Origin of the sequence: Streptomyces sp. NPDC047869 (assembly GCF_040704065.1) — a bacterium.
GTDB lineage: Bacteria > Actinomycetota > Actinomycetes > Streptomycetales > Streptomycetaceae > Streptomyces.
Map to the genome: position 1 here is coordinate 34,928 of NZ_JBEYRK010000038.1, position 23,323 is coordinate 58,250.

Annotated in this window: 22 protein-coding genes, 1 tRNA gene, 1 other RNA gene and 6 pseudogenes; 12 read left to right on the forward strand and 18 right to left on the reverse strand. The window is 72.6% G+C overall.

What is annotated here, in order from left to right:
* Positions 1-55 precede the first annotated feature (55 nt).
* An RNA gene (gene ffs / locus AB0924_RS33570) (signal recognition particle sRNA small type) lies at positions 56-154 on the reverse strand.
* 72 nt (positions 155-226) lie between these two features.
* Here ffs and AB0924_RS33575 point away from each other — a divergent pair.
* Positions 227-314 (forward strand) — tRNA-Ser (locus AB0924_RS33575).
* A 67-nt stretch (positions 315-381) separates the two neighbouring features.
* On the opposite strand, the pseudogene AB0924_RS33580 reads toward AB0924_RS33575, so the two are convergent.
* The 3 genes and pseudogenes from AB0924_RS33580 to AB0924_RS33590 all read right to left on the reverse strand — a co-directional run.
* Positions 382-1,600, reverse strand: a pseudogene (locus AB0924_RS33580) (tyrosine-type recombinase/integrase).
* Positions 1,601-1,656: 56 nt separating this feature from the next.
* A complete protein-coding gene (locus AB0924_RS33585; RefSeq protein WP_366913510.1) occupies positions 1,657-1,827 on the reverse strand; it encodes an excisionase family DNA-binding protein in 171 nt (56 codons plus the stop codon).
* 1 nt (position 1,828) lies between these two features.
* Positions 1,829-2,155 (reverse strand): annotated as a pseudogene (locus tag AB0924_RS33590) (replication initiator); the annotation flags it as partial.
* Between the two features lie 288 nt (positions 2,156-2,443).
* Here AB0924_RS33590 and crcB (AB0924_RS33595) point away from each other — a divergent pair.
* The 3 genes from crcB (AB0924_RS33595) to crcB (AB0924_RS33605) are packed head-to-tail and all read left to right on the forward strand — an operon-like array spanning position 2,444 to position 3,605.
* The gene (crcB, locus tag AB0924_RS33595; RefSeq protein WP_366913511.1) at positions 2,444-2,890 is read left to right on the forward strand and encodes a fluoride efflux transporter CrcB; all 447 of its coding nucleotides are present in this window, start codon (positions 2,444-2,446) and stop codon (positions 2,888-2,890) included.
* Positions 2,887-3,234 carry a DUF190 domain-containing protein gene (locus tag AB0924_RS33600; protein ID WP_366913488.1) on the forward strand — a complete coding sequence of 116 codons (348 nt, stop codon included), beginning with the start codon at positions 2,887-2,889 and terminating at the stop codon, positions 3,232-3,234. Before crcB (AB0924_RS33595) ends, AB0924_RS33600 begins: the two co-directional genes overlap by 4 nt.
* The gene (gene crcB, locus AB0924_RS33605) at positions 3,231-3,605 is read left to right on the forward strand and encodes a fluoride efflux transporter CrcB (protein ID WP_358939510.1); all 375 of its coding nucleotides are present in this window, start codon (positions 3,231-3,233) and stop codon (positions 3,603-3,605) included. Before AB0924_RS33600 ends, crcB (AB0924_RS33605) begins: the two co-directional genes overlap by 4 nt.
* A gap of 43 nt (positions 3,606-3,648) precedes the next feature.
* Here the strand turns inward: crcB (AB0924_RS33605) and AB0924_RS33610 are convergent, their stop codons facing one another.
* The 3 genes and pseudogenes from AB0924_RS33610 to AB0924_RS33620 form a co-directional block, all read right to left on the reverse strand.
* Positions 3,649-4,008 (reverse strand): DUF190 domain-containing protein, encoded by a 360-nt coding sequence (locus AB0924_RS33610; RefSeq protein ID WP_366913489.1) that lies wholly within the window; start codon positions 4,006-4,008, stop codon positions 3,649-3,651.
* 480 nt (positions 4,009-4,488) lie between these two features.
* Positions 4,489-5,284, reverse strand: a pseudogene (locus AB0924_RS33615) (MFS transporter).
* On the reverse strand, positions 5,281-6,669 hold the full coding sequence (locus tag AB0924_RS33620; protein WP_358939376.1) for an FAD-dependent oxidoreductase: 1,389 nt from the start codon (positions 6,667-6,669) through the stop codon (positions 5,281-5,283). Before AB0924_RS33620 ends, AB0924_RS33615 begins: the two are co-directional and overlap by 4 nt.
* A 217-nt stretch (positions 6,670-6,886) precedes the next feature.
* Here AB0924_RS33620 and AB0924_RS33625 point away from each other — a divergent pair, with 217 nt between their 5' ends.
* Entirely contained in the window at positions 6,887-7,264 is a 378-nt protein-coding gene (locus AB0924_RS33625; RefSeq protein WP_358939374.1) for a metalloregulator ArsR/SmtB family transcription factor, read from the forward strand.
* Between the two features lie 68 nt (positions 7,265-7,332).
* Here AB0924_RS33625 and AB0924_RS33630 read toward each other — a convergent pair whose 3' ends face one another.
* Together AB0924_RS33630 and AB0924_RS33635 are read right to left on the reverse strand one after the other, a co-directional pair.
* Entirely contained in the window at positions 7,333-8,073 is a 741-nt protein-coding gene (locus tag AB0924_RS33630; RefSeq protein WP_358939391.1) for an MIP/aquaporin family protein, read from the reverse strand.
* Between the two features lie 106 nt (positions 8,074-8,179).
* On the reverse strand, positions 8,180-8,494 hold the full coding sequence (locus AB0924_RS33635; protein WP_358939372.1) for a metalloregulator ArsR/SmtB family transcription factor: 315 nt from the start codon (positions 8,492-8,494) through the stop codon (positions 8,180-8,182).
* A gap of 125 nt (positions 8,495-8,619) precedes the next feature.
* Between AB0924_RS33635 and AB0924_RS33640 the strand changes: the two genes are divergently transcribed.
* Together AB0924_RS33640 and AB0924_RS33645 are read left to right on the forward strand one after the other, a co-directional pair.
* Entirely contained in the window at positions 8,620-9,042 is a 423-nt protein-coding gene (locus AB0924_RS33640; protein WP_358939369.1) for an arsenate reductase ArsC, read from the forward strand.
* Between the two features lie 338 nt (positions 9,043-9,380).
* Positions 9,381-9,497 (forward strand): annotated as a pseudogene (locus tag AB0924_RS33645) (aldo/keto reductase); the annotation flags it as partial.
* A 198-nt stretch (positions 9,498-9,695) separates the two neighbouring features.
* Here the strand turns inward: AB0924_RS33645 and AB0924_RS33650 are convergent.
* The 3 genes from AB0924_RS33650 to AB0924_RS33660 all read right to left on the reverse strand — a co-directional run bounded on the left by AB0924_RS33650 (position 9,696) and on the right by AB0924_RS33660 (position 11,528).
* Positions 9,696-9,902, reverse strand: a complete 207-nt coding sequence (locus AB0924_RS33650) for a hypothetical protein (protein WP_358939389.1) — start codon at positions 9,900-9,902, stop codon at positions 9,696-9,698.
* 65 nt (positions 9,903-9,967) lie between these two features.
* Complete coding sequence (locus AB0924_RS33655; protein ID WP_366913490.1) at positions 9,968-10,201, reverse strand: hypothetical protein; 234 nt, start codon at positions 10,199-10,201, stop codon at positions 9,968-9,970.
* Positions 10,202-10,331: 130 nt separating this feature from the next.
* A complete protein-coding gene (locus AB0924_RS33660) occupies positions 10,332-11,528 on the reverse strand; it encodes an MFS transporter (protein WP_366913491.1) in 1,197 nt (398 codons plus the stop codon).
* A gap of 213 nt (positions 11,529-11,741) precedes the next feature.
* On the opposite strand from AB0924_RS33660, the gene AB0924_RS33665 reads away from it, so the two are divergent.
* Positions 11,742-14,543 (forward strand): SpoIIE family protein phosphatase, encoded by a 2,802-nt coding sequence (locus AB0924_RS33665; RefSeq protein ID WP_366913492.1) that lies wholly within the window; start codon positions 11,742-11,744, stop codon positions 14,541-14,543.
* 26 nt (positions 14,544-14,569) lie between these two features.
* Here AB0924_RS33665 and AB0924_RS33670 read toward each other — a convergent pair whose 3' ends face one another.
* The 5 genes and pseudogenes from AB0924_RS33670 to AB0924_RS33690 all read right to left on the reverse strand — a co-directional run.
* Positions 14,570-15,175 carry a poly-gamma-glutamate hydrolase family protein gene (locus AB0924_RS33670; RefSeq protein WP_366913493.1) on the reverse strand — a complete coding sequence of 202 codons (606 nt, stop codon included), beginning with the start codon at positions 15,173-15,175 and terminating at the stop codon, positions 14,570-14,572.
* Positions 15,176-15,197: 22 nt separating this feature from the next.
* Complete coding sequence (locus tag AB0924_RS33675) at positions 15,198-17,021, reverse strand: copper resistance CopC family protein (protein WP_366913494.1); 1,824 nt, start codon at positions 17,019-17,021, stop codon at positions 15,198-15,200.
* 145 nt (positions 17,022-17,166) lie between these two features.
* Complete coding sequence (locus AB0924_RS33680; RefSeq protein WP_358939357.1) at positions 17,167-17,763, reverse strand: GNAT family N-acetyltransferase; 597 nt, start codon at positions 17,761-17,763, stop codon at positions 17,167-17,169.
* Positions 17,756-19,906 carry a penicillin acylase family protein gene (locus tag AB0924_RS33685; protein ID WP_366913512.1) on the reverse strand — a complete coding sequence of 717 codons (2,151 nt, stop codon included), beginning with the start codon at positions 19,904-19,906 and terminating at the stop codon, positions 17,756-17,758. Before AB0924_RS33685 ends, AB0924_RS33680 begins: the two co-directional genes overlap by 8 nt.
* A gap of 159 nt (positions 19,907-20,065) precedes the next feature.
* Positions 20,066-20,164: pseudogene (locus AB0924_RS33690) on the reverse strand (FG-GAP repeat protein); the annotation flags it as partial.
* Between the two features lie 101 nt (positions 20,165-20,265).
* Here AB0924_RS33690 and AB0924_RS33695 point away from each other — a divergent pair.
* From AB0924_RS33695 to AB0924_RS33710, 4 genes are all read left to right on the forward strand, one after another.
* Complete coding sequence (locus AB0924_RS33695; RefSeq protein ID WP_358939355.1) at positions 20,266-20,880, forward strand: HhH-GPD-type base excision DNA repair protein; 615 nt, start codon at positions 20,266-20,268, stop codon at positions 20,878-20,880.
* 61 nt (positions 20,881-20,941) lie between these two features.
* A complete protein-coding gene (locus AB0924_RS33700) occupies positions 20,942-21,610 on the forward strand; it encodes an HdeD family acid-resistance protein (protein ID WP_366913495.1) in 669 nt (222 codons plus the stop codon).
* A gap of 77 nt (positions 21,611-21,687) precedes the next feature.
* Positions 21,688-22,008 carry a hypothetical protein gene (locus AB0924_RS33705; RefSeq protein WP_366913496.1) on the forward strand — a complete coding sequence of 107 codons (321 nt, stop codon included), beginning with the start codon at positions 21,688-21,690 and terminating at the stop codon, positions 22,006-22,008.
* Between the two features lie 46 nt (positions 22,009-22,054).
* Positions 22,055-22,177 (forward strand): hypothetical protein, encoded by a 123-nt coding sequence (locus tag AB0924_RS33710; RefSeq protein ID WP_358939349.1) that lies wholly within the window; start codon positions 22,055-22,057, stop codon positions 22,175-22,177.
* A 17-nt stretch (positions 22,178-22,194) separates the two neighbouring features.
* On the opposite strand, the pseudogene AB0924_RS33715 reads toward AB0924_RS33710, so the two are convergent.
* Positions 22,195-23,284 (reverse strand): annotated as a pseudogene (locus tag AB0924_RS33715) (helicase HerA-like domain-containing protein).
* Positions 23,285-23,323 lie beyond the last annotated feature (39 nt).

The window sequence follows — 23,323 nt, forward strand, 5'->3', positions numbered from 1 at the left end:
CCACCGACAACCCACCCCGCCCGAGGCTCCCGCCCGGACCCGGCCCCGCCCCGCGAACGCAAGCGCCCCCCACGCACCCGCCAGAGCCAACCTACCCTTGCTGCCTTCCGGCCCTGGGGGAGTTCAGTCAGATAGCGCCGCGTGAGGGGCTGCGCCCACAGTACCCGATGGCGGCCTGCGAGAACGAGTTCGCGAGCACTCCCCTCGGTCATGTAATGTTCCTGGCGGAGGATTCGCCTAGAGGCCTAGGGCGCACGCTTGGAAAGCGTGTTGGGGGCAACCCCTCACGAGTTCGAATCTCGTATCCTCCGCCAGTGCCTCACCGGGCACGATGTCGAAGGGCCCCACCGCTTGCGGTGGGGCCCTTCGTCGTTGTCCGTCTCAGTTTCCGTCTCCATCGGGTTTTTCCCCGGAGCCGGGAGGCGTCCAGAGCGCGTCACCTACCTGCTGGGCGACCTTGCGGAGCATGACTCCCGTCACATGCATGTACCGGGCCCGCATGCGGGCCGCTCCCCCGGGCTCCCAGCCCGTGATCGAGTCGATCACGAAGTCCGGGACACCGAGGATCAGGAGGACGGTCGCTGCGGTGTGGCGAGCGTCGTGCAGACGGCCATTCCGGACACCGGCATCCCGAAGCAGGCGCTTCCAGACGTGAAAGTCGGTGTTCGGGCTCAGCGGGCCGCCGGTCGGCGAGGCGAAGACGTACCCCTTGCCCTCCCAGTCGGCGCCAGGCGCGATCCGCTCCCGTTCTTGGGCCTCCCGGTGCTGGCGCAGGATCTTGATCAGAGGATCAGGCAGGCCGATGGTGCGCCGTCCGGCTCGGGACTTGGTGGACTTGTGCTCGCGCCGGGCCTGCTCCCGCTTCGGGCGCTAGCCCGCCTTCCGGCCGCACGGGTAGGCGCCGCAGCCGTGCGCGTACTTGGGGCGCAGCCGGTTCTTGCGGATGCGGACGTATCCCGCGTCGAGGTCGACGTCCTCCCAGTGCAGCCCGAGCGCTTCCCCTTGCCGCAGGCCGAGTGCCAGGGCAACGACCCATCGCGCGCTGTTACGGAGCCTGGCCGCTTCGACGAGCAGGCTCTGAACCTCTTCGATCGTGTACGGCTCGATGTCCTCCTCTTCGAGCCGGGGCGCCTTGGCGATCTCCGGCCGCGTTGGTCGGGACGTGCCCCCGCCGCACCGCCTCACCGAGGGCGACCCGGATCGTCCGGTGGACGTGGTGTGCGGTGCCGGCGGAGCTCCCGGACCCCTGCATCTTCCGGTAGCAGCGCTCCAGGTGCTCGGGCTCCAAGCGGTCGAGCTTGTGGGCACCGAGGCCGGGCACCAGGTGCACGCGCACGTCGACCTCGTACCCGTCGTACGTGTTCTCGGAGACGTACGGCTTGGCGATGTTCTCGACCCAGTGCTCAAGCCAGGCTTGGAGGGTTCAGCTCTGCCCCGGCTTCCTGAGCTTCTTGTCGTCCCGCGCCCGCTCCATCTCCCGGACGGCCCTGGTCACCTCGGCCTCGGTCTTCCGCTCGACGTGACGGCGGTCGGGCTTGCCGTCGTCGCGGACGCCGACCGTCACCCGGCCGTGCCACTTGCCGTCCTTGCCGAGGTAGATGGACGAGGCCCCGTTGGGTTGACGGGTGCGCTTCTGCTCTCCCGTGTCCCCTCCCCCTACGCAGCGGCAGCCGGGCGCCGCAGCTCCGCCACGTACACAGAGAGGGCGTCGACCGGAACCCGCCGCAGCCGCCCCACGGTCACGGACTCGATCTCGCCGGACATGACGAGCCGGAAGCACGTCGTACGGCCGATCCGGAGCCGTCGCGCGGCCTCTTCGACCGTCATGGATCATGCGCCGGGCGTGGTCGGTGACGCCGGAGCCGATCAGGTCCGTGATGGGGTTGCGGATGGGGCGGTCCAAAGTGCCTGCGGTCTCGGCGCCCTTGGTGGCGTACTTGGCGATGTAGGCGGCCACGGCGCGGCTGGACAGTTCCGAGGTGCCCGCGAAGTCGGCGGAGCGGATGGGGCGGATGTCGAGCTGTTCACCGAAGCTGAAGGTGTAGGCCTGGCCGTCGAGGACGGGGCCGGGTGTCTCGGCGAGTCGGGCGGCGGAGCGGATCACGTCGGTGAGTAGTTATGTGGTGGCCCAGGCGGGCGGTGTGTCCTCGGCGCCTGCGCAGGAGAGCCCCGGCCTCCCGCCTACGACCGCGTTCAACTCGCGGCACGACGGTTTTCAAGGTTGTCGTGATCGGCGCCCTGCTGCACCACCTGACCCAAGGCTTAAGGTGGAATTTGTCCGGGAAGCGGCCTGATGGCCGGGCGGCGGTGCAGCGCTTGAGCAACCGCTGTCAGTGCTGGTTACGGGCAGAAGTAGCCCCACAAGGGCCATGTGCAGCGGCGTGTGGGGGAAGACGACGTGAGTGATCAACGAGCCCAGCATCCTGCGGCGACCGCGGTGGAAATCTCCGCCGCGGAAGAGGCGAGGCAGCGCCGGGACGCTCGTCACAGGCAATTGCAGGTGCTCACAGTTGTCGCCGCGGGCGGAGCGGTAGGAGCCTGTGCCCGCTATGCGGCTGCGTTGGTGTGGCCGACGGACAAGGCGGATTTCCCGTGGACGACGCTGGGCGTGAACGCTGTCGGGTGCCTGATCATCGGCGTGTTCCTGGTGGCGATCACCGAGGGGTGGACCGCTCATCCGTTGCTGCGCCCGTTCTTTGCCACGGGGGTCCTTGGTGGCTTCACGACCTTCTCCACCTACTGCGCCGACATTGAGCGCTTGGTGCGCGAGGACAGGGCCGGCATCGCCTTGGCCTACCTGGTGGCGACCGTGGTCTTCGCAATGGTCGCCGTGAAGATCGGCGTGGTCATCGCCCGCCGTGTTGTCCTGGTGATGAGGGGATCGAAATGAGACTCAGCGGACGCGCGCTGCGCATGACGATCTTTGTCGATGACACCGACATGTGGCATCACAAGCCCCTGTTCACGGAGATTGTGCACCGCGCGCGCGAAGCGGGGCTGGCCGGGGCGACGGTGTTCCGCGGCGTGGAGGGTTTTGGGGCGACTTCAGTCGTGCATACGACAAGGCTGCTGTCCATGGCCGACGACCTGCCGACGACGGTCGTCATCGTCGATGAGGAGGAAAGGATCCGGTCCTTCATGCCACAGTTGGAGGAGCTGGGCATCGAAGGCCTGGTCACCGTACAAGAGGTCGAAGTGGTCCACTACAAAGGTCGGGAAGCCGCGAGCACATGAGGTTCCTGCTCGTCGCACTGGGCGGCGTCATCGGCGCCCCTATGCGGTACCTCATCGACCGGACGGTCCAGGCCCGCCACGACACCGCCTTTCCGTGGGGCACCTTCGCCGCGAACGTCACCGGGTCGGTGATCCTGGGCGCGCTGACCGGTGCGGCCCTGGCCGGGGCTGCGCCGCAAGACGTGCAGCTCTTTCTGGGCACAGGCCTATGCGGGGCCCTGACCACGTATTCCACGTTCTCCTACGAGACGCTGAGTCTGGCCGAGACTGGAGCACGGTTTCTCGCGGTGGCCAACGTGGTGGCCTCGGTCATCGCCGGACTCGGGGCCGTATTCCTCGGTCTGACCTTCGCCCAGGCAGTATTCGGGTAGCCGGCAGTCGGCGCCGGACGCCGGAACACTGCCGACATCGCCTTCAGGCCCTTACTCCGCCCTGCGCCTGCCGCGGTACTGCACAAGGCACGACCTCGACGTCCTCGACGATCACGAGTCCTTCGTCGATCAGTTCCCGCAGTGTCGGCAGGAAACGGCGGATTCGCTCCTCGTCGTCGATGATCACGATGGCCAGCGGTAGATCCTGCTTGATCGACAGCAGCCGGAAACCGTGCATCACCGAGGAAGCCCCGAATCCCTCCACACCGCGAAGGACGGTCGCCCCAGCCAGCCCCGCCTCATGGGCCCGATGCACGATCTCGGCGTACAGCGGCCTGTGATGCCAGGTGTCGCATTCCTCGATGAAGATCGTCAGTTGCAGGGCCTTCTCCGTCGGCATCATGGTGCCCTCCTGGCTGTCACGCACGCGGCCTGACAGCCGCGCTCCGCAGCGTTTGCGCCGGACACACACCCCTGCGCTCGCCCACGGAACTGACAGATGGCGCGGGCTACGATGCGCTTCCTTCTCATGCCGTAACCCTCCTACTCGCGCGGGCCCACGAACGGGGCAACAGATCACTTCACGAGTAGGGACTGTTGGCGGCACCGAATGCCGCGGTTCGGGTACGGCGAGCCCCACCGCCGCGTGGCGTTCGTCGGACGACGAACAGACCACTCACCTGACAAGATATCGCCAATCGCTACATAAAGGAACAAAGGTAGGGTGGCTGCCTTGCCCCGTACAGCAGGGAAGTACAGCAACCACAAGCGTCCGGCAGCCACCGTGCGGGACTGCGCAGCAACTGCAATGACCGTCTCTGACCGATCCACATAGAGCTACGGATCAAAAGCCCTCTGCATCGACGACGCCGGACGATGGCCGTCAGGCCCCATGCGAACGTGTCCGGGGCGCGAGCAGCGCCGCGATCAGAGAAGCGACGGAGAGTAGCGCGAACAGGTGGATGTATCCGCCGAGGAGTGGTGCGAGGGCGGCTCCGACGAGGGGGGCCAGGGCTGCGGCCGTGGTTGCGGGTGCTGCGAGCAGTCCGGACAAGCGGCCGTAGTGAGTGGCGCCCCATCTGTCGGTGATGGCGGTCGCTTGGAGCAGGGTCAGGTTTCCGCGGACCATGTCGGCCGCGACGGACACGACCAGCACCAACGCGTAAGGGCCGGGCACGGCGGCGAAGGCGGCGGTCGTGACGCCCCCGAGAGCGATGAGCAGCGCAGTGCGAGCCGTTGGGCCCGTGTGGCGTGTGAAGGCGTGTGAGTGCAGCGAATGCAGGCTGGTAGAAGGTGGAGGCCATCGCAAGCCCGGCCAAGGCCCAACCGGTCACGAAGAGCCAGGGGTTCGGGGCCACGGCGACTACGACGAGGCTGACCGCCCCTAGTACCGATCCGGCGGTCATGACCGTACGCGGGCCGCGCCGGTCGAGTACACGGCCGACGCGGATACCAGCGAGCGCGGAGACGATCAGGGCGCAGGAAAACGCTGCGGTGGTCGCGCTGGTGGACCAGCCCGTCTCAGCGTTGATCTGTGGGTCGAGGACGGGGAAGGCGTAGTAGACGATGCCCCAGCTGGTGATCTGGGTGAGGCAGAGGGCAGGCAGAACCGCGCGGGGCCGCGACCGGTCCCCCGATCCGGTCGCGACCCCGCGGCGGCGGGTGTTGAGACTGCTCACGAGCCGCAGCAGCCGCCCGCGGCAGCTTCTTCGGCGCGGGCGTTCGCGCCGAGCTGGATCAGCTGGGGTGCCGGGGCGCAGCATCCGCCGCCGGTCTGGTCTGCTTCGGGGGCGTCGAAGAGGCCCGCTCCGCCGCACACCCCGGTTTCCGGGAGGGTGAGTTCGACGCGGTTGGCGGACTCGAGGTCGCCGGCGATGGCGGCCACGACGGAGCGGACCTGCTCATAGCCGGTCATCGCGAGGAACGTCGGGGCGCGGCCGTAGGACTTCATGCCGACCAGGTAGACGCCCTGTTCCGGGTGGGCCAGCTCCTGGTGGCCGTGCGGGTAGACGGTGCCGCAGGAGTGCTGGTTGGGGTCGATCAGCGGGGCGAGCGCGGTCGGGGCCTGGAGGCGTTCGTCCAGGCCGAGGCGGATCTCCGACAGGAAGGACAGGTCGGGGCGGAAGCCGGTTAGCACGATTACCTCGTCCACCGGCTCCAGGCGGCGGCCGTCCTCGGCGACCAGGACCAGGCGGCCGTTCCCGTCGCGCTCGATCACCTCGGTGCGGAAGCCTGTGACCGCGTCCGCGTGCCCGTCGTCCACTGCTGCCTTAGCCGCCAGGCCGAGCGCGCCGCGGGCCGGGAGCTGGTCGGCGGTGCCGCCGCCGAAGGTCGACCCGGAGATGCCTCGGCGCAGGATCCACACGGCCTTCGTTTCCGTGGTGCCGTCGGTCTTGGCCAGGTCGGCGAGGTAGGCGAGCGCGGTGAAGGCGGAGGCTCCGGAGCCGATGACGGCGGTGCGCTTGCCCGTGTACCCGGCGCGTACGGCAGGGTCCTTGAGGTCGGGGACGCGGTAGGTGATGTGCTCGGCGGCTGCCCGCTCGCCGAGGGCCGGAAGGCCGCTGCCGCCGGCGGGGCTGGGGAGGGTCCAGGTGCCGGATGCGTCGATGACGGCGCGGGCGAACAGGCGCTCTTCCCGGCCGTCGGTGTGCTCGACGTGGACGACGAAGGGCTGTGCTTCGCGGTCGGCGTCGACGATCCGGTCGCGGCCGGTGCGCGAGACGCCGGTCACCCGGGCGCCGGTGCGGACCTTGTCGCCGAGCGCGTCCGCGATGGGCTTCAGGTAGAGGTCGGCCCAGTCCCCGCCCGACGGGTAGGTGCCCGCGTCCGGCTTGCTCCAGCCGGTGGGGGCGAGGAGCTTTTCGGCGGCGGGGTCAACCACTTCGCCCCACGTGGAGAACAGCCGCACGTGCGACCACTCGCGCACAGCCGCACCGGCGGCCGGACCGGCTTCCAGCACCAGCGGCTCGATACCGCGCTGAACCAGATGGGCGGCGGCGGCCAGACCGGTAGGTCCGGCTCCGATGACGACGACGGGCAGCTCGGTGGTGACGGGCGCGTTCACGGCGACTCCTTGCTTGTTTCGACGTTTGTCGATGTGTTGCGCCGCCAGCATGGCACCCGATTCGATGAACGTCAACATAGACATTCATCGAATCCGAGCCCGCAGAGGAAGACGCGAAGGCGAAAGTGACCACCGGTGGCAGCCTTGGAAGCCCTGGCGGCCGAGCTGTGCCATCCGGCCCTGGCCTCTTGGTTTCGACATGTGTCAACATAGACAGATGTCGAATACGAGGGTCCTGCCGCTGATAGAGCCTGAGCCTGCCGACGCCGTGGCGCCGTGCTGCCCGCCGCTCACCGAGCGGCCCTTCACCGCAGACGAGGCCGAGACGGCCGCGCGGATGTTCAAGGCGTTGGGCGACCCGGTCCGGCTGCGCTTGTTCTCCGCCGTGGCTTCCCATGAGGGCGGGGAAGCGTGCGTGTGCGACATCTCTGATGTCGGCGTCTCCCAGCCGACCGTCTCCCACCATCTGAAGAAGCTCAAGGAAGCCGGGTTGCTGACCTCCGAGCGGCGCGGCACGTGGGTGTACTACCGGGTCGAGCCGTCGGTACTGGCAGCGATGGGCAAGCTGCTGACCTTCGCACCCGCTGCGGTCTGACGCTCGCCCCGTTGCGGCGATCGGCGAGCACAGACGGCCGCCGATCACCACCCGTCAAGACGCCGTGGTCACTCACCAGCCTTCCGGGCCGACTGGAAGATGAGAGCCACGAGCGCCAGGCCGACCACGGCGCCGATCAGCTGCATGGCGACGAAGCCCGCGACCGAGCCGGGAGCGATGCCCGCGAAGGTGTCGGTGAAGGCACGGCCGACTGTCACCGCCGGGTTGGCGAAGGACGTGGACGAGGTGAACCAGTACGCGGCGCCAATGTAGGAGGCGACCGCGACGGAGGCGAAGTGAAGCCGGTCGGTGCGGGCGAGACCGAAGATCAGCAGGATCAGCCCCGCGGTCGCAACCACCTCACCGAGAAGAAGGTGCCCGTCGGATCGGTCGTGGGTGGACCACTTGACCAGCGGCTCGCCGAACATCGCATCGGCCAGGATGGAGCCCGCGATCGCGCCGACGATCTGCGCGGGGACGTAGACACCCAGCTCGCGCAGGCTCACGCCGGCGCCGCCACGCCGGGCGGTCCACCACTCGGCCAGGGTGACGGCCGGGTTGAAGTGTGCGCCGGAAATGGGGCCGAGCAGGGTGATCAGGACGCCGAGGCCGAAGACGGTGGCCGTGGAGTTGGCCAGCAGCTGGAGGCCGACATCCTTGGTCAGTTCGGTGGCCTGGATGCCGGAGCCGACCACGACCGCCACGAGTGCCGCCGTGCCGACCAGCTCGGCCGCCGCCCTGGCGAGCAGCGGAGGGATCTGGGGCGGGGTGGCACCTGGGGCAGGCTGAGGCCGGTCGGCCGGGGCTATGGGGGACTCTTCTGCTCTTTCGTGCTCAGCGGCCTCGGTGGCGCTCAACAGGTCTCCTCGATGCGTGCGAATGGTGACGGGACGCTGCGCCGGGACGGAGGCCGACTCAGGGGCAGGACCGCTTGGTGTTGTTCTCGGCGGTGGCTCGCGCGGTCTCCGCAAGGTCGGCGAACTGACCCGCCAGCGAAGCGATGACGTCGGGCCTGAGCCGGTAGTAGGTGAACCGGCCGCATGGCTCCGTCTCCACCACCCCGGCCTCGCGCAGCACTTTGAGGTGGTTGGAGAGGTTGGTCTGCTTGGCCCCCGTCTCCTCGATCAGGTGCGTGGTGCAGAGCGTCTCCTTGGCGAGCAAGGTGACGATCTGGAGCCTGAGCGGGTCGGCCAGCACCCGAATCAGATCAGTATCGACTGACGTCAGCATGGGCTGATACTTTCACATCAGCCTGGACTGATACCAGTGCAGGCTGATCCAAGGGAGCCGTATCCCACGTACCGACGGCGACGGTCCGAAGAGGCCCGCTCGGTCCGCTCATGAAGGAAGAACCGATGTCCTCCAGCCCGCTCGCCTCCGTACTGTTCGTCTGCGTCCACAACGCCGGGCGCTCGCAGATGGCCGCCGGATTCCTCTCCGACCTCGCGGGCGACCGGATCGAGGTCCGCTCCGCCGGTTCCATCCCCGGCGACCAGGTCAACCCCGCCGCGGTCGAGGCCATGAAGGAAATCGGCGTCGACATCTCCGAGGCCAAGCCGAAGATCCTCACCACCGAGGCCGTCCAGGCGTCCGACTACGTCATCACCATGGGCTGCGGCGACGCCTGCCCGATCTTCCCGGGCAAGAAGTACCTCGACTGGGCCCTGGAGGACCCGGCCGGCAAGGGTGTCGAGGCCGTCCGGCCCATCCGCGACGAGATCAAGACCCGCATCGTGGCGCTGATCACCGAGATCGACGCCGCCAGGCACCAGGACTGACACTCGCTGGGGCCGACGGCCAGCGGACCTGTCGGTCACTGTGACAGCGTGTTGGGGGCAACCCCTCACGAGTTCGAATCTCGTATCCTCCGCCAGTGCCTCACCGGGCACGATGTCGAAGGCCCCACTGCTCGCAGTGGGGCCTTCGACGTTTTCCGTCTCAGTCGTCGTCTCCGAAGCCGGGCGGCTCCTGAAGGTCATCTCCCGCCGGCCGCCGCCACCTGCTCCCGAAGGGCCTGGACCAGCGTCACGACCGAGGGGTGGTCGCAGTCGCGCAGCACGGCGAGGAACACCCGCGCCAAGCGACTGGGCTTCACCTTCTCCCGCGCGGCCGACGCGCGACCGTCCACGCCGCCCTCGACGCCGGCGTCACGCTCATCGACACCGCCGACAGCCACCACTGGCACGCCGACGAGCGCGGCCACAACGAACTCCTCATCGCCCGCGCCCTGGCCCGCTGCGGCGGCGACACCTCTCCGTCGGTCATCCCGGTACCGGGCGCAGGCCGCCCGGCTTCGATCCGGGACTCGGCCGAGGCCACGGCGGTCGAGCTCGACGCGGTGGAACCGGCAGAACTGGAGGCCGCACTGCCGGCCTGAGCGATTGGCATCCTCCCGACCTCGCCTGTGAGCACACCCGACGGCCGGCAGCCGTCAGCCGGCCGTCTCCGGGCCCCACCACTGCGGCCCCGCTCCGCGCCAGTCGATCCACGGGGCCGCGGCCACGTCCGCCGGGTCGATCTCCAGTCCGGCCCGGCGGAGGAACTCGACGATGTCGGCCATGTTGTGGGCCAGGCCGAGGAATTCCCCGTCCACGCGCACGCGTCGGCCTCCTGAGGGCGACGGCGGATGCACGGTCACACGGATCGGCCCGGAGGACGCGCCTTCGGACTCGTCCGGGACATCAGGGCCCGCGTTCCAGCGCGTCATCGGTGAAGCCGCTCGTTCACGGGCCCGTCCGCCCGCCCCAGTTCACGCAGTTCCCACCACGCCGCGGGGCCGGGACGCCTGCACTGCCAGTACGGATGGAAGAACGTCTGGGTCGACAGCCGGTACAGACGCCGGCGCAGATCGGTGCGGCCAGGATGTCCGGCGAGCTGCCGGTACGTGGCGCTCCACTCCTTTTGAGCCTGCGCGAGGTCGTCGGGAAACGTTCGCATGACCGAATTCAATCACGTGTTCGATTTTTGGGGCCACTGCGGCGGTCCGACTCAGCGGCACGGACGAGCGGCACGGCCAGCGGGCGAATCGGCACCGGTACGGCACAGGACGAGCGAGCCGGGGCCCGCCTCAACCGCTCCGGGGCCGCCGCTCCCCCCGGCCACGGCGACGGGCGGGGCCCAGCGCCGCGCCGAGGGCGAGCAGGGCGCCCAGGGCCGCGTAGCCGTGGGTGAGGGTGGTCCACGAGGCGACCACCGCGACCAGCAGCGGGCCTCCCGCGTCGCCGAGTTCACGGCCCAGTTCGGCGGCGCCCATGGTCTGGCCCAGACGTTCCGCCGGGGTCGAGGAGGCCAGGGCGGCGAAGCCCAGCGGGGTGATCAGGCCGGTGCCGGCGCCGATCAGGGCCGCCGCGGACAGCACGCCGGCCAGGCCGGGCAGCATGGCGCAGCCCAAGCCGGCGGCCGCCAGCAGCAGACCCGCCGTGAGTCCGCTCCGCGCGGTGAGATGTCCCTCGTCCAGAGCCCGTCCGGCCTTCGGCTGGACGACCGCCGCGCACGCGGCCAGCACCGACACGGCGGCACCGGTGGCCACCGGGCCGAGCCCGGCGGCCCGGCCGGAGACCGGCAGGAATCCCACCCCGGCCGACAGCGCGGCGGTCGCCGCGGCCAGCGCGGACGTCGGGACGAGGAACGCCGGGTCGGTCAGCCGCCGGGCCAGGTCCAGTACCGTCTGCCGGGCCCTGGGCAGCGGGGCCACGACGGGTACGGCGGCCGCGGCCCAGACGGCGACCACCGCGCCCAGGACGGCGAGGACGGCGAAGAGCAGCCGCAGCCCGCCGACCCGGACCAGGACGCCGCCGAGCAGCGGACCCAGCGTGTAGCCGACGGACTTGCAGAAGCCGTAGCCGCCGAACGCGCGGCCGTGCCCGACCGCCGGGTTCAGCCGGGCGACGAGCGCGGCGGCGGACGGCGAGAACGCGGAGGCCGCGGCGCCCTGCCCGAGGCGCGCCGCCCACAGCCGGCCTGGGCTGTCCACCACCGCGTACAGCGCGGACGCGGCGGCGAAGGCCACGAGCCCGCCGAGCAGGACCGGACGGGCGCCGATCCGGTCGGCGAGGGTGCCGAACACCGGCTTGAGGACGACCTCGGCGCCGTCGTAGAGGGCGAGCAGTCCTCCCAGTGCCAGCAGAGAGGTGACCGCACCCTCGGTGTCACTGCCGAGGCTCGCGGCGATCCCGTGCGCGCCGAAGGCCGTGGTGAACCCGGCCGCGTACAGCGGCCACATCCGCCGGGCCGACGCGGGCCGCGCGCTGCTCGCCCGGCTCATCCGAGACCCCTTTCCCGCCCTTCGGCAGCGGCACCGGACGGCGCCGTCACACCGGGCCGGCTCTGCGGGGACCTTGACCGTACCCCGCTGAGGACCGGGCGGGGAGGCACGGCATCACGAGGACGCCGGTACAGCCCACTGTGACGAGCGGTCCGGCCGGAGCAGGGCGGCCTCGCCCGCTCTCGGGGCGGCCAGTGGTGCTATCAAGGGGATATGGAGGTATTTTCCGGGCAGCCTCCGGGCTCGACGGAGCACTGGTCCGCCGGGCGCCGGCGGAGGGGTCGTACCTCCCTGCTGGACCTGCGCACCGTGGCCGGGCAGGTGCTCCTGCTGCAGATCGTGGTCGTGGTGCTGCTGGTGCTGGCCGCGGTGGCGGCCGTGGTGCTCCAGGCGGCGCAGAACGCGCTGCGGGAGGGACGCCGGGAGTCGGTCGTCGCGGCCGAGACGTTCGCCAGTGCCCCCGGTGTGGCCAGGGCGCTGCAGAGCCGGGATCCGACGGCGGTGCTCCAGCCGCGGACCGAGGCGGCCCGCAAGCGCTCGGGCGTCGACTTCGTGGTGGCCATGAACACGGAGGGCATTCGCTACACCTATCCGTACCCGAGCGAGATCGGGAAGAAGTTCGTCGGCACCATCGGGCCGGCGCTGCGGGGGAAGACGGTCGTCGAGCAGGCCGGCGGGCCGCCGCTGCCGACGGGCAGGGGGACGGCCGTGCAGGCGGTGGTCCCGGTGACCGACGCGCGGGGCAAGGTCGTCGGGCTGGTCTCCGCCGGGATCACGGTCCGGAACGTGGCGGCGCTGTGGTTGCCGGAGCTCCCGATCACCCTGGGCGCGGGCGCCGCCGCTCTGGCGCTGGCCGTGACCGGGACGGCCCTGGTGTCCCGGCGGCTGCTGCAGCAGACCCGCGGCCTGGCCCCCGGTGAGCTGGCGGAGCTGTACGAGCACCACGAGGCGGTGCTGCACGCGGTGCGGGAGGGCGTGCTGATCACCGACGCCGAGGGCCGGCTGCTGCTGGCCAACGAGGAGGCGATGCGGCTGCTCGGCCTGCCGGACGACGCGCGGGGGCGTCCGGTGCGTGAGCTGGACCTGCCGGAGCCGGTACAGCGGCTGCTGGCCTCACCCGAGGCGGTCACCGACGCGGTGCATCTCGCGGGGGACCGGCTGCTGGCGGTGAACAAGCGGCCCACGTACCCGCGGACCGGACGCGGGGGCAGCGTGGTGACGCTGCGGGACACCACGGAGCTGGCGGCGATCACCGGCCGGGCCGAGATCGCGGGGCAGCGGCTGAACCTGCTGTACGACGCCGGGGTGAGGGTCGGTACGACGCTGGACGTGGAGCGTACGGCCCAGGAGCTGGCCGATGTGGCGGTGCCGCGGTTCGCCGACCTGGTGACGGTGGACCTGCTCGACGCGGTGCTGCGCGGGTGGGAGCCGACGGCGGAGGGCTGGCGGCATCTGCGGCGCGCGGCGATCGCCGGCGAGCGGCGGAAGGTGCCGGTGTACCCAGTCGGCGATGTGATCGACTTCTCGCCCCTGGCCCCGCAGATGCGGACGCTGCAGGAGGGGCACGGCATGCTGGAGGCGGATCTGCGGAAGGCCCCCGGCTGGTGGGAGCAGGACCCGGAGCGAGCCCGGCGGGCCCTGGAGTGCGGGCTGCGTTCGCTGGTGACCGTGCCGCTGCGGGCGCGGGGCGTGCCGCTGGGCGTGGCGAACTTCTACCGGCGGCGCGAGTCGAAGCCGTTCGAGCCGGACGACCTCTCCTTCGCCGAGGAGCTGGCCGCGCGGGCCGCGGTCGCGATCGACAACGCCCGCCGGTTCACCCGGGAGCACGCGATGGCGGTGACGCTGCAGCGCAGTCTGCTGCCGCGCGGGCAGCCGGAGCAGGACGCGCTGGAGGTCGCCTGGCGGTATCTGCCCGCGGAGGGCGGGGTGGGCGGCGACTGGTTCGACGTCATCCCGCTGCCCGGCGCCCGGGTGGCCCTGGTGATGGGTGACGTCGTCGGCCGCGGACTGCACGCGGCGGCGACGATGGGCCGGCTGCGCACCGCGGTGCACAACTTCGCCACCCTGGACCTGCCCGTGGACGAGGTGCTCGGGAACCTGGACGACATGGTCGCCCGCATGGACAACGAGGAGGGCGCGCCCGAGGCCGCGGAGGGCCTGGAGGCAGGGGTGGTGACCGGGGCGACCTGTCTGTACGCGGTCTACGACTCCGTGACGGGCGCCTGCACCATGGCCCGCGCCGGGCACCCGGAACCGGTGCTCGTGACCCCCGACGGCGCGGTCGCCTGCCCGGGCGTACCGGCGTCGGCGCCGCTCGGCCTGGGCGGCTACCCCTTCGAGACCGCCGAGCTGTCCCTGCCGGAGGGCTCACAGCTCCTGCTGTACACGGACGGCCTGGTGGAGGACCGCGGCCAGGACATCGACGTCGGCATGGAGCGGCTGCGCCGGGCGCTGGACGGGTTCGGGGACCGCACTCCGGAGGAGGCCTGCCGGACGGTGATCGACACCCTGAAGCCGGCCCATTCCTCCGACGACATCGCGCTGCTGGCGGCCCGCACCCGGCGGTTCCCGCCCTCGCGGGTGGCCGAGTGGGACGTGCCGGCGGACCCGGCGCTGGTCCCGGCGGCGCGGGCGCGCTGCCGGGAGACGCTGCGGGAGTGGGGGCTGGAGGAGATCGGGTTCACCACGGAGCTGATCCTCAGCGAGCTGGTCACGAACGCGATCCGGTACGGCTCTCCGCCCATCACCGTACGGCTGCTGCACGGACGCTGTCTGACCTGCGAGGTGTCGGACGGCAGCAGTACCTCGCCACGGCTGCGGCGGGCGGCGACGACGGACGAGGGCGGCCGGGGCCTGTTCCTGGTCGCGCAGTTCGCCCAGCGCTGGGGCACCCGGTACACCAGCCGCGGCAAGGTCATCTGGACGGAGCAGCTGCTGCACGACGGCGCGGCCTCCGCCGCCGGACACGTGCCGGTCGACTTCCTCCTCAAACAGTTCGACGACCTGGAGCTGTGAGCCGGGCCGAGTGCTCGCGCGGCCGGTCAGCCCGGCCGCCGCGCCGTCAGCTCCCCGACCCCGGCGGCCAGGGCGTCCGCCACCGCTCGCGGGGGTGTCTCGGGCGCTCCCTGGACCTTCTCCGGGCACGAGGTCCGGGCGGCCAGCGGCAGTTCCACCTGGACGCCTCCCGTGCGGGTCAGGTTCACGGGGTTGCGCGGGTTGAGGCCCCGCAGGCCGGCCGGGATGAGCTCCAGATCCGTCACGGTGTCGAAGGCCGGGGCGAGCAGGGCGAGCGGGCGCCCGAGGAGCAGTGCCGCCGCGCGGTTGGCGCCGCCCAGGAAGACCGAGCGGGGGGCGTCGGGCCGCAGGTGGCCGTGCAGGGAGACGGTCAGGGACACATGGGAGAGGAACTTCCGCAGGGCCTCGCAGGGGGCCTCGGACATCCGGTGCGAGGGGATGTGGACCGGAGTGCCGGCGGGCTGGGTGAAGACCAGTGCGGTCGCTCCGGTGCGGGCCGCCACCTCGTGGGCCAGTTCCGCCGTGCCGCCCTCCTTGGAGCCGTGCAGGGCCAGCAGGCCGATGTCCGACCGGACGGTCAGCGCGGCTTCGAACTCCACGTCCTCGATGACCACTCGCTCGCCGTGCTCCATCTCGCCCTCTCCCCCGGGACCGTCACCGCACCACCCGTACGGTCTTCGACACGGTCACCTGGTCCACGTCCGACACCCGCACCGTCACCCTCATGGTCCACGCTCCGGGGATCGGCAGGGCGAAGGAGTCGGCCGCCCAGTAGCCGCCGCGGTCGGTGACCTTGGCGTCCAGGGGGCCGACCCGCTGGGCGGGGAGGGTCATCGCGAGACGGAGTTCGGGGACGGAGGCCAGGCCGCCGTCGGGGCCGTAGACCACCGCCTGGACGGAGTTCGTGCCGACCCGGCCGGGGTCGAGGGTGATCTGCACCTTGCCGTGGCCGCCGGGGGTGCCGACGTCGAACGGGATCGTGGTGACCGAGGCGGCCGGGATGCCGGCCGGTGCGGCCGCCTCGGACCGCGCCGCCTCGGCCGCCGCCCGTCCCGGCAGGGTGCTGGTCAGGAGGGTGGTCAGGACGAGGACGACGACACCGGTGGCGAGTTCGGCCAGTACCGGGCGGCGCAGGTGGTGCGGCTCGGGAACGGAGGGGATGTCCGGTCCGGGATCCGGCCGGGGTTCGGCGGGCAGCGGCGGGCCGGTGGCCGGCTCGGGGACGCGGGCCGGGTGAGCCGCCGGGGCCGGAGCGACCAGGCGGGCCGTCCAGCGCCGGGAGCGGGAGGCGGCCGCGAGGAGCAGCGCAACCGCCGCCAGCTTGGCCAGCAGGATGTGTCCGTACGTCGTGCCGGTGAGCGCCTCCAGGGAGCCCAGGCCCCGCCAGGACTGGTAGACGCCGGTCACCGCGAGGACCGTCACCGAGGCGAAGGCCAGACGGGAGAAGCGGGCGACGGTCCGCGCCACCGGCTCCGGCGCCCCCGCGGGACCGGGCTCCGCCGCGGCGTCCCGGCGCAGTATCAGCAGCAGGGCGGCGAGGCCGCCCAGCCAGGCGGCCATGGCCAGCAGGTGCAGCGCGGCGGAGACGACGGCGACGGGTACCTGCGGCCCCGCCGAGGCGTGTTCGGCCGCCGCCCAGGTCAGGGCGAGGGCGACGGAGACGAGCGCGGCCGGGGCCGGCAGGGCCCGGCGGGGGACACGCCGCCGCAGGCCCCCGCGCAGGAGCGCGACGCAGGCCGCCGCCAGGAGCAGCAGGGTCATGCGGGCGAGCAGGAGCTCACCGGGCCGGGTCGTGGCCGTACGGGTGAGCGAGGACAGCGCGAACGCCCGTGCGGGAGAGGTGCCTTCCTCGTAGGGCGCCCTCAGCAGGAAGAGGGCGGCGGTCGAGGCGAGCAGGACCCACCAGGCGGCCAGTGCCGGACGGTACAGCCGGGCCCGGCCGGGCGGGCGGCAGTACGCCACGAACGCCACCGTGCCGAGCAGGAGCGCCACGGACAGGTAGGCGAGGTAGCGCGCGATGTCGTAAAGGCTCGTCGTCGCCCGGTTCTCCGCGCGGTCCGGGAGCAGGGCGGCCGGTGCGGCCGTGCGCTTGCCCACCGAGAAGGTGAGGGCGCCGGACACCGGGTGGCTGTCCGCCGAGACCACCCGCCAGGTCACCGTGTAGGTACCGGTGGCGAGCCCGGCGGGCAGCGGGACGCGGGCCGTGTCGGAGCGGCCGGGGGCGTGGTCGGCCTCGCCGGTGCGCAGGCGGTGGTTCTCCGGGTCGTAGACGCGGAACGAGTCGGTGAGCAGGCCGACGGACTCCGTGAAGGTCAGCGTCACCCGGCGCGGGGCGGACTTCAGGACGGTGCCGTCGGCGGGGTCGGTCCCGCGCAGGGCCGCGTGGGCCGAGGCGGGGACCGCGGTGCCGAGCAGGAGCAGGAGCAGGCCCGTGCCGAGCACGGTCAGCCGCCGCAGCCACCGGTGTGCGTCGCGCACCTCACCCCTCCGTCCACCGGCCCGGGCGGCCGCATGCGCCCCGGGCACGTCAGCCCTCCGCATACGTACGCGGCGATCGGCCACCGTGCTCACCGCACCGGCCGCCCGGTGTGTCCGGACGCACGGTACTCGCCCGGGCGGCGTGTCAGGCCGGATCGTCCGGGAAGGCCGCCTCCCGCTCCAGGAAGGCCAGTTGGGCGTGCTTCTCGGGCAGGTACACATCGGGGACGTCAACCTCGGGCAGAACGACGGCGGGGCCCTGCTCGAAGCCCTCGCGCCGGAAGCGTTCGACCGCCCTGGTGTTGCGGACGTCCGGGTCGACCACGATCCGGCGGCGGCCGAGCCCCAGCAGGGCGTACGCCGTGACCCCGGTCAGCAGGGCCGAGGTCCAGCCGGGGCGCCGGCCGGCGGGTCCGGCGGGGGCGAGGAGAACGTGGACGCCGATGTCGCCGGGGCGGACTTCGTAGGTCTCGCCGACCCGGTCGGCGCCGGGTTCGTAGGTCTGCAGCAGGGCGGCCGGTTCACCGTCCTTGGTGACGAGGTGGGCGTGGTGGGTGTCGAGGGTCGCCATGTGGGCGTAGATCTCGGCCACTTGGGCGCGGGTCAGGCCGGCCATGCCCCAGAACGCGGCGCGCTCCTCGCTCACCCAGGTGTGCAGCAGCCGCGCGTCGCCCGCCGGGTCGAGGGGGCGGACGCGGACGGTGCCGTAGCCGTCGATGTGCCGTTCGAACAGGTCAGACATCGTTCTCCTGGGTGTCTTCGGGGGTGAGCAGGGCCCAGTCGGTGACGACCGGGGCGAGTTCCCCCTCGAGCCAAAGGGGGAGCTGGTCGCGGTGGTGCGGTGCGCCGGGGACGCCGTCGGCGCCGAAGGGGACCACCCAGCGGCTGTCCTCGCGGCGGGCGAGGTCCCAGACGTAGCGGGCGGCCGGGCCGCGGGCGGCGAGGTCGGTGAGGCCGGGGACGGCCGAGGTGCACAGCACGCAGTCGTGGTCGCCGGCCAGGCCCGGTTCCGGGTACGGCGCCTCCCCCGGCAGCGCCTTCCAGGGGGCGAGCCGGTGGGTGTCCGACCAGGTGCCGGCCGGCTCCGCGGCGGCGGTCGCCGTCAGGGCGTCCCGTACGACGGCGTCCCGGTCGACGCCGTACATCTCCTCGGCCGTCAGCAGGTGTTCGAGGGCGTGGCCGATACGCGGGACGAGGGCCAGCCAGGGGAGCAGGACCTCGGGGTAGGCGGGCGGTTCGGTGAGGGCGGCGAACGCCGGGTGGGCGGCGAGCCCGCGGACGACCGCCGTGCGGACCGCGGCGTAGGCCGCGGCGCCGGTGCTGCCGGCGTCCATGCGGCGGTCCCAGGCCAGCAGCCGGTCGCGGAGGCGGGCCGCCTCGGGGGTGAGGCCGTCGAGGGCGGCGACGCGGTCGAGGAGCGGGCCGGCCGAGGCGAGGTGGGTGTCGGTGTGGACGGTGTGCAGGTCGGCGGCGGACCAGGTGGGGCGCTCCTGGAGCAGGGCGCGGATGCGGTCGGCGCGGTGCGGCGGCGCGAACTCGACGCCGAGGGGGGCGGCCGGGCCGCGCTGGTTGGCCATCACGGCGATGCCGTCGGTCAGGGAGGCGTACGGCGTCTCGTGCCAGCCGCGCCACTCGTGGCCCGGGCGCCAGGCGGGGACCACCCGGACCCGGTTCTCCGCCGCGCGCACGGGGACGCGGCCGGCGACCCGGTGCAGCAGACCGCCCTCGGTGTCGGCGGCCTGCACGACGTTGACCGGCTCGGCCCAGCCGTCGAGCGCCCGGTCGACGTCGCCGACCCGGCGGGCACGCAGCAGGGGGAGGAGGCAGCCGAAGCCGAGGTCCTCCGTGACGCGGGGCGGGTAGCGCAGGGCGAGGGCGGTGGGCGTGGGCGGCCCGGCCGGGCCGGTGTCGTCGGCGGCGTTCCGGCCGTTCGGCGGGTCGGCCGTGACGCCCGCCTCCAGACCCTCCGGGCCGCCGGCGATCACCGGTCCCCGCTCGGTCTCCAGCACCTCGATCCCGACCGGGGCCTCCCCGGCGACCTCCACGGTCTCCGTGTGCCGCAGTGCCCGGCGCCAGACCCCGTCGGGGCCGAGGGCCTCCACGCCCGCGCCGGTGCGCCGCAGCCGCTCCCGGTAGACGTCCTGGTAGTCGGCCATGGCGTTGGTGATGGCCCAGGCGACGGTGCCGGTGTGGCCGAAGTGGGCGATGCCGGGGACGCCGGGGACGGCGAGGCCGACGACGTCGAACTCCGGGCAGGACAGGCGGATCTGCTGGTAGACGCCCGGGTCCTCGATGAAGCGGTGCGGGTCACCGGCGACGATGGGCCGCCCGGTGTCGGTGCGGTCGCCGGACAGGAGCCAGCCGTTGCTGCCGGCGGTGCCGGGGCCGTCGGTGGCGAACAGGCCGGCCGCTTCCGGGCCGAGGTGCCGTATCGCCTCCTCGCGCCACAGCTTGGCCGGGAAACCGGCGAACAGGATGTGCGTGGCGAGCCAGACCCCGAGCGGGGTCCAGGGCTCCCAGCGGCCCGGGGCGAGGCCGGACCGCGCGAACTCGGGTGCCCGGCGGGCGCCGTCCGCCAGGCCCTCGTTGACGCCGTCGACGTACGCCCGGACCCAGTCCGACGTCTCGGGGTCCCGGCTCTCCAGCGCGCCGAAGCAGCGCCGGGCGGTGTCGTCGAGGCGGGCGCGGCGGGCGAACACGTCCCAGGGGAGGGCGGCCGCGCCCAGGAAGGAGGCCGAGGTGCCCCGGGCCCGGTGCCGCTCGACCTCGAGCTGCCAGGCGCGGTCCAGGGCGGTCACCCGGCCCTGGGCGCGGGCCAGGGAGCGGGCGTCGGCGGCCCGCAGATGGGGGATGCCCCAGGCATCGCGGTGGATCTCGCTGGTCACCTCGGAGCACCTCTTTGCTTTAGGTAAGCCTTGCCTAAGTTGCTGCGAATCGTACGCGACGCCCGGCGGGCCTGGGAGGGCAACCTTCCGCGGGGTCCACGGGTCCAGTGGGGCAGCGTTCACCAAGTCGAGGAGTCCCGTTGTCCCATTGGCTGCGTAGGGCGCTGCGACGACCAGGTCGCGGTACCCGTCGCCGTTGAAGTCGTCCTGGACGGCGGCGGTGTTGGCCCCCTTGCAGGGCGCGGCGGCGGAGGCCACCGGGGTGAGCGGGACGGCGGCGGCCGCGGAGCACGTGGAGATGTGACCGCGCCCGGCGCCGCCCGGCTGCGCCGGGCGCGGCGCCGGGGCACCATCGAGCCATGGACGCGACTGTGCACCTCGCCCAGGACCCCGAGGCCGACGCGCTGCTCGGGCGCAGCCCGCTCGCCGCGCTGACCGGGATGCTGCTGGACCAGCAGGTCCCGATGGAGTGGGCGTTCAAGGGCCCGGCGACCATCGCGGGCCGGATGGGCGCCCGGGACCTGGACGCCCACGAGATCGCGGCCATGGACCCGGAGGCGTTCGCCGCGCTGCTCTCGGAGAAGCCCGCCGTGCACCGCTACCCCGGCTCGATGGCCAAGCGGATCCAGCAGCTGTGCCAGTACCTGGTCGAGCACTACGACGGTGACGCCGAGGCCGTCTGGCGGGACGCCGGCGACGGGGCCGCGCTGCTGAAGCGGCTGGAGGACCTGCCCGGGTTCGGCAGGCAGAAGGCGCAGATCTTCCTGGCGCTGCTCGGCAAGCAGCTGGGCGTGCGGCCCACCGGCTGGCGGGAGGCGGCGGGGGCGTACGGGGAGGAGAGGTCCTTCCGGTCCGTCGCCGACATCACCGGGCCCGAGTCGCTGGCGAAGGTACGGGCGCACAAGCAGGAGGCGAAGGCGGCGGCCAAGGCCGCCAAGGCGGCGAAGACCACCGGGAAGCAGACCTCGAAGTAGACGTCAGCCGGATGGTCCCGCCCGGGTGGCGGGGCCGCCCGGGACGAGTCGAGCATGAACCATGACCGAGGCACCCAGCGGCGGCCCCTCCTGGGACCGTGAGTACGACGACCGGAGCGTCCACGGGGGCCATGCCCCACAGGGACACCACGAGCCCGAACCGCCCCTCGAAGGCCCCCTGCACGCCCTCTCCCGGGCCGCCTGGCAGGCCGTCCTCGGCACCGGGATCGCCTCGCTGATCCTCGGCATCCTGGTGCTGATCTGGCCGGGGCCCTCCCTGCTCGTCGCCGGGGTGCTGTTCGGGCTCTACCTCGTCATCAGCGGCGTCTTCCAGCTCGCCGCCGCCTTCGGCACCCACCAGCGGACCTCGCTGCGCGTGCTCGCCTTCATCAGCGGCGCCCTGTCGATCCTGCTGGGCCTGTTCTGCTTCCGCGGGCCGATGCAGTCGTCCCTGCTGCTCGCCCTGTGGATCGGCATCGCCTGGCTGATCCGGGGCATCACCCAGACCCTGGCCGCCGCCTCCGACTCCCGTATGCATGCCCGGGGCTGGCAGATCTTCCTCGGGATCGTCACCTTCGTCGCCGGCATCGTGCTGATCGACTCGCCCTTCACCTCGGTCGCCGTGCTGACCCTGGTCGCCGGCTGGTGGCTGGTGATCGTAGGCATCGTGGAGATCGTCACCGCGATCCGCGTCCGGGGCATGGCCCGTCAGGTCCCGCGCACGGTGTGAGGCCGGCGGTACGCCGAACGGGCGTATCCCGGGCGCGGCGCGATGCGGCGGGGTGGCCGGGCGGGCACAGACCCGGTGTGAGCAGGACCGCGCGCATCCCCCGCAGCCGTACCTGGCTGCGGGTGCTCGTGCTGCTCCTGGCGGTGTGGGTGCCCGGCGCCCATGTACAGCCCCAGCCGGCGCCCGCCCCGGCCGCGGCGACCGGCACCTCCGAGCACGACCACCTGGACACCCTGCCGCGGCCGCCCGCCCGCGTCTCCCACCCGGCCGGGGCCCCCGAACGCCCCGCACCGCTGCCCGGGCCGGCGCCCGCCCCCGCGGCGGCGCCCCCGGGCCGCGCCGTGCCACGGCCGCCGGGCGCCGTACCCCTGCTGCGGACTGTGGTCCTGCGCTGCTGACCGGGCCGCTCCCCCCGGCCCAGTCAGCTCCGGACGAGGAACGACCATGCCCACAGACCCGTACGCGGTCCTGCGCGCCCTGCTGCGCGCGGAGGCCAGGCGCAGCGCGCCGGCCCGGCCGAAGGACACGAACCCACGACCGCAGGGGCCGAAGGAGGACGGCCGCTGATCAGCCGGCGGAGGCGGTCACCGCCTCCGCCGTGCCGTACCGAACAGGGAGCGGGTGATCTCGCGGCCGATCCGGGTGCCGACCGAGCGGGCCAGTGACTTGAACATGCCGCTCCCCACCACCTGTTCGACCAACGACGGCTCCTCCTTCGGCGCCTTCGCCTCCGGGGTGCGGGCGCCCTCCGGGGCCCGCGCCTCCTCCTGGGGCCGGCCCGGCTCCGGTACCTCGACGGCCGGCCGTTCGCTCAGCCGCTCGTACGCCGACTCGCCGTCCACAGCCTGTGCATAACGTCCGTGGAGCGCGGACTCCCGCACCGCCCGGTCCAGCTCCGGACCGTCACCGGTCCCATCAGGGACTCCGGGGCGCGCAGCCGGGCAGCGGCGACCGGGGTGGGGGCACCGGTCTCGCTGAGCACGGTCACCACGGCCTCGCCGGTGCCGAGGCCGGTGAGGAGCTCCTCCAGGTCGTAGGCGGAATCCGGGAAGGTCTTCACGGTCGCCTTCAGGGCCTTCTGGTCGGGGTGAAGGCCCGCAGCGCGTGCTGGAAGCGGTTGCCGAGCTGGCCGAGGACGTCGGACGGCACGTCCTTCGGGGTCTGGGTGACGAAGAAGACGCCCACCCCTTTCGAGCGAATCAGGCGCACCGTCCGGGTGATCGACTCGAGGAACGCCCTGGAGGCGTCGCTGAACAGCAGATGCGCCTCGTCGAAGAAGAAGACCAGCTTGGGCCGGTCGACGTCGCCCACCTCGGGCAGGTCGTGGAAGAGGTCGGCCTGGCCCACCTCGGCCGCGCGCCCCTGGACCCGGTCGTTCGACACGCCCGGCCGGGAGACGCCGGAGAGCTCGCCCTTGATGTCCGCGAGGAACACCGGCACGCCCTGCGCGGACAGTTGCTCGGCGATCAGCTGGAGCGTCTTGGTCTTGCCGGTGCTCGTGGCGCCCGCGACCAGCCCGTGCCGGTTGGGCATGGGCAGCGGGATGCGCACCGGCGCCCGGGGGAGGCACCGGCCGTCCGAGAGCAGGGCACCCAGATCCAGGGCGGGGCCGGTGAAGGCGTATCCGGCGCGGATCCGTTCGGCCTCGGCGGGGAGCGTCTCGCTGTCACTCATCCACGGCCCCTGTCTCCGAAAGCGCCCGGTATGAGCGTC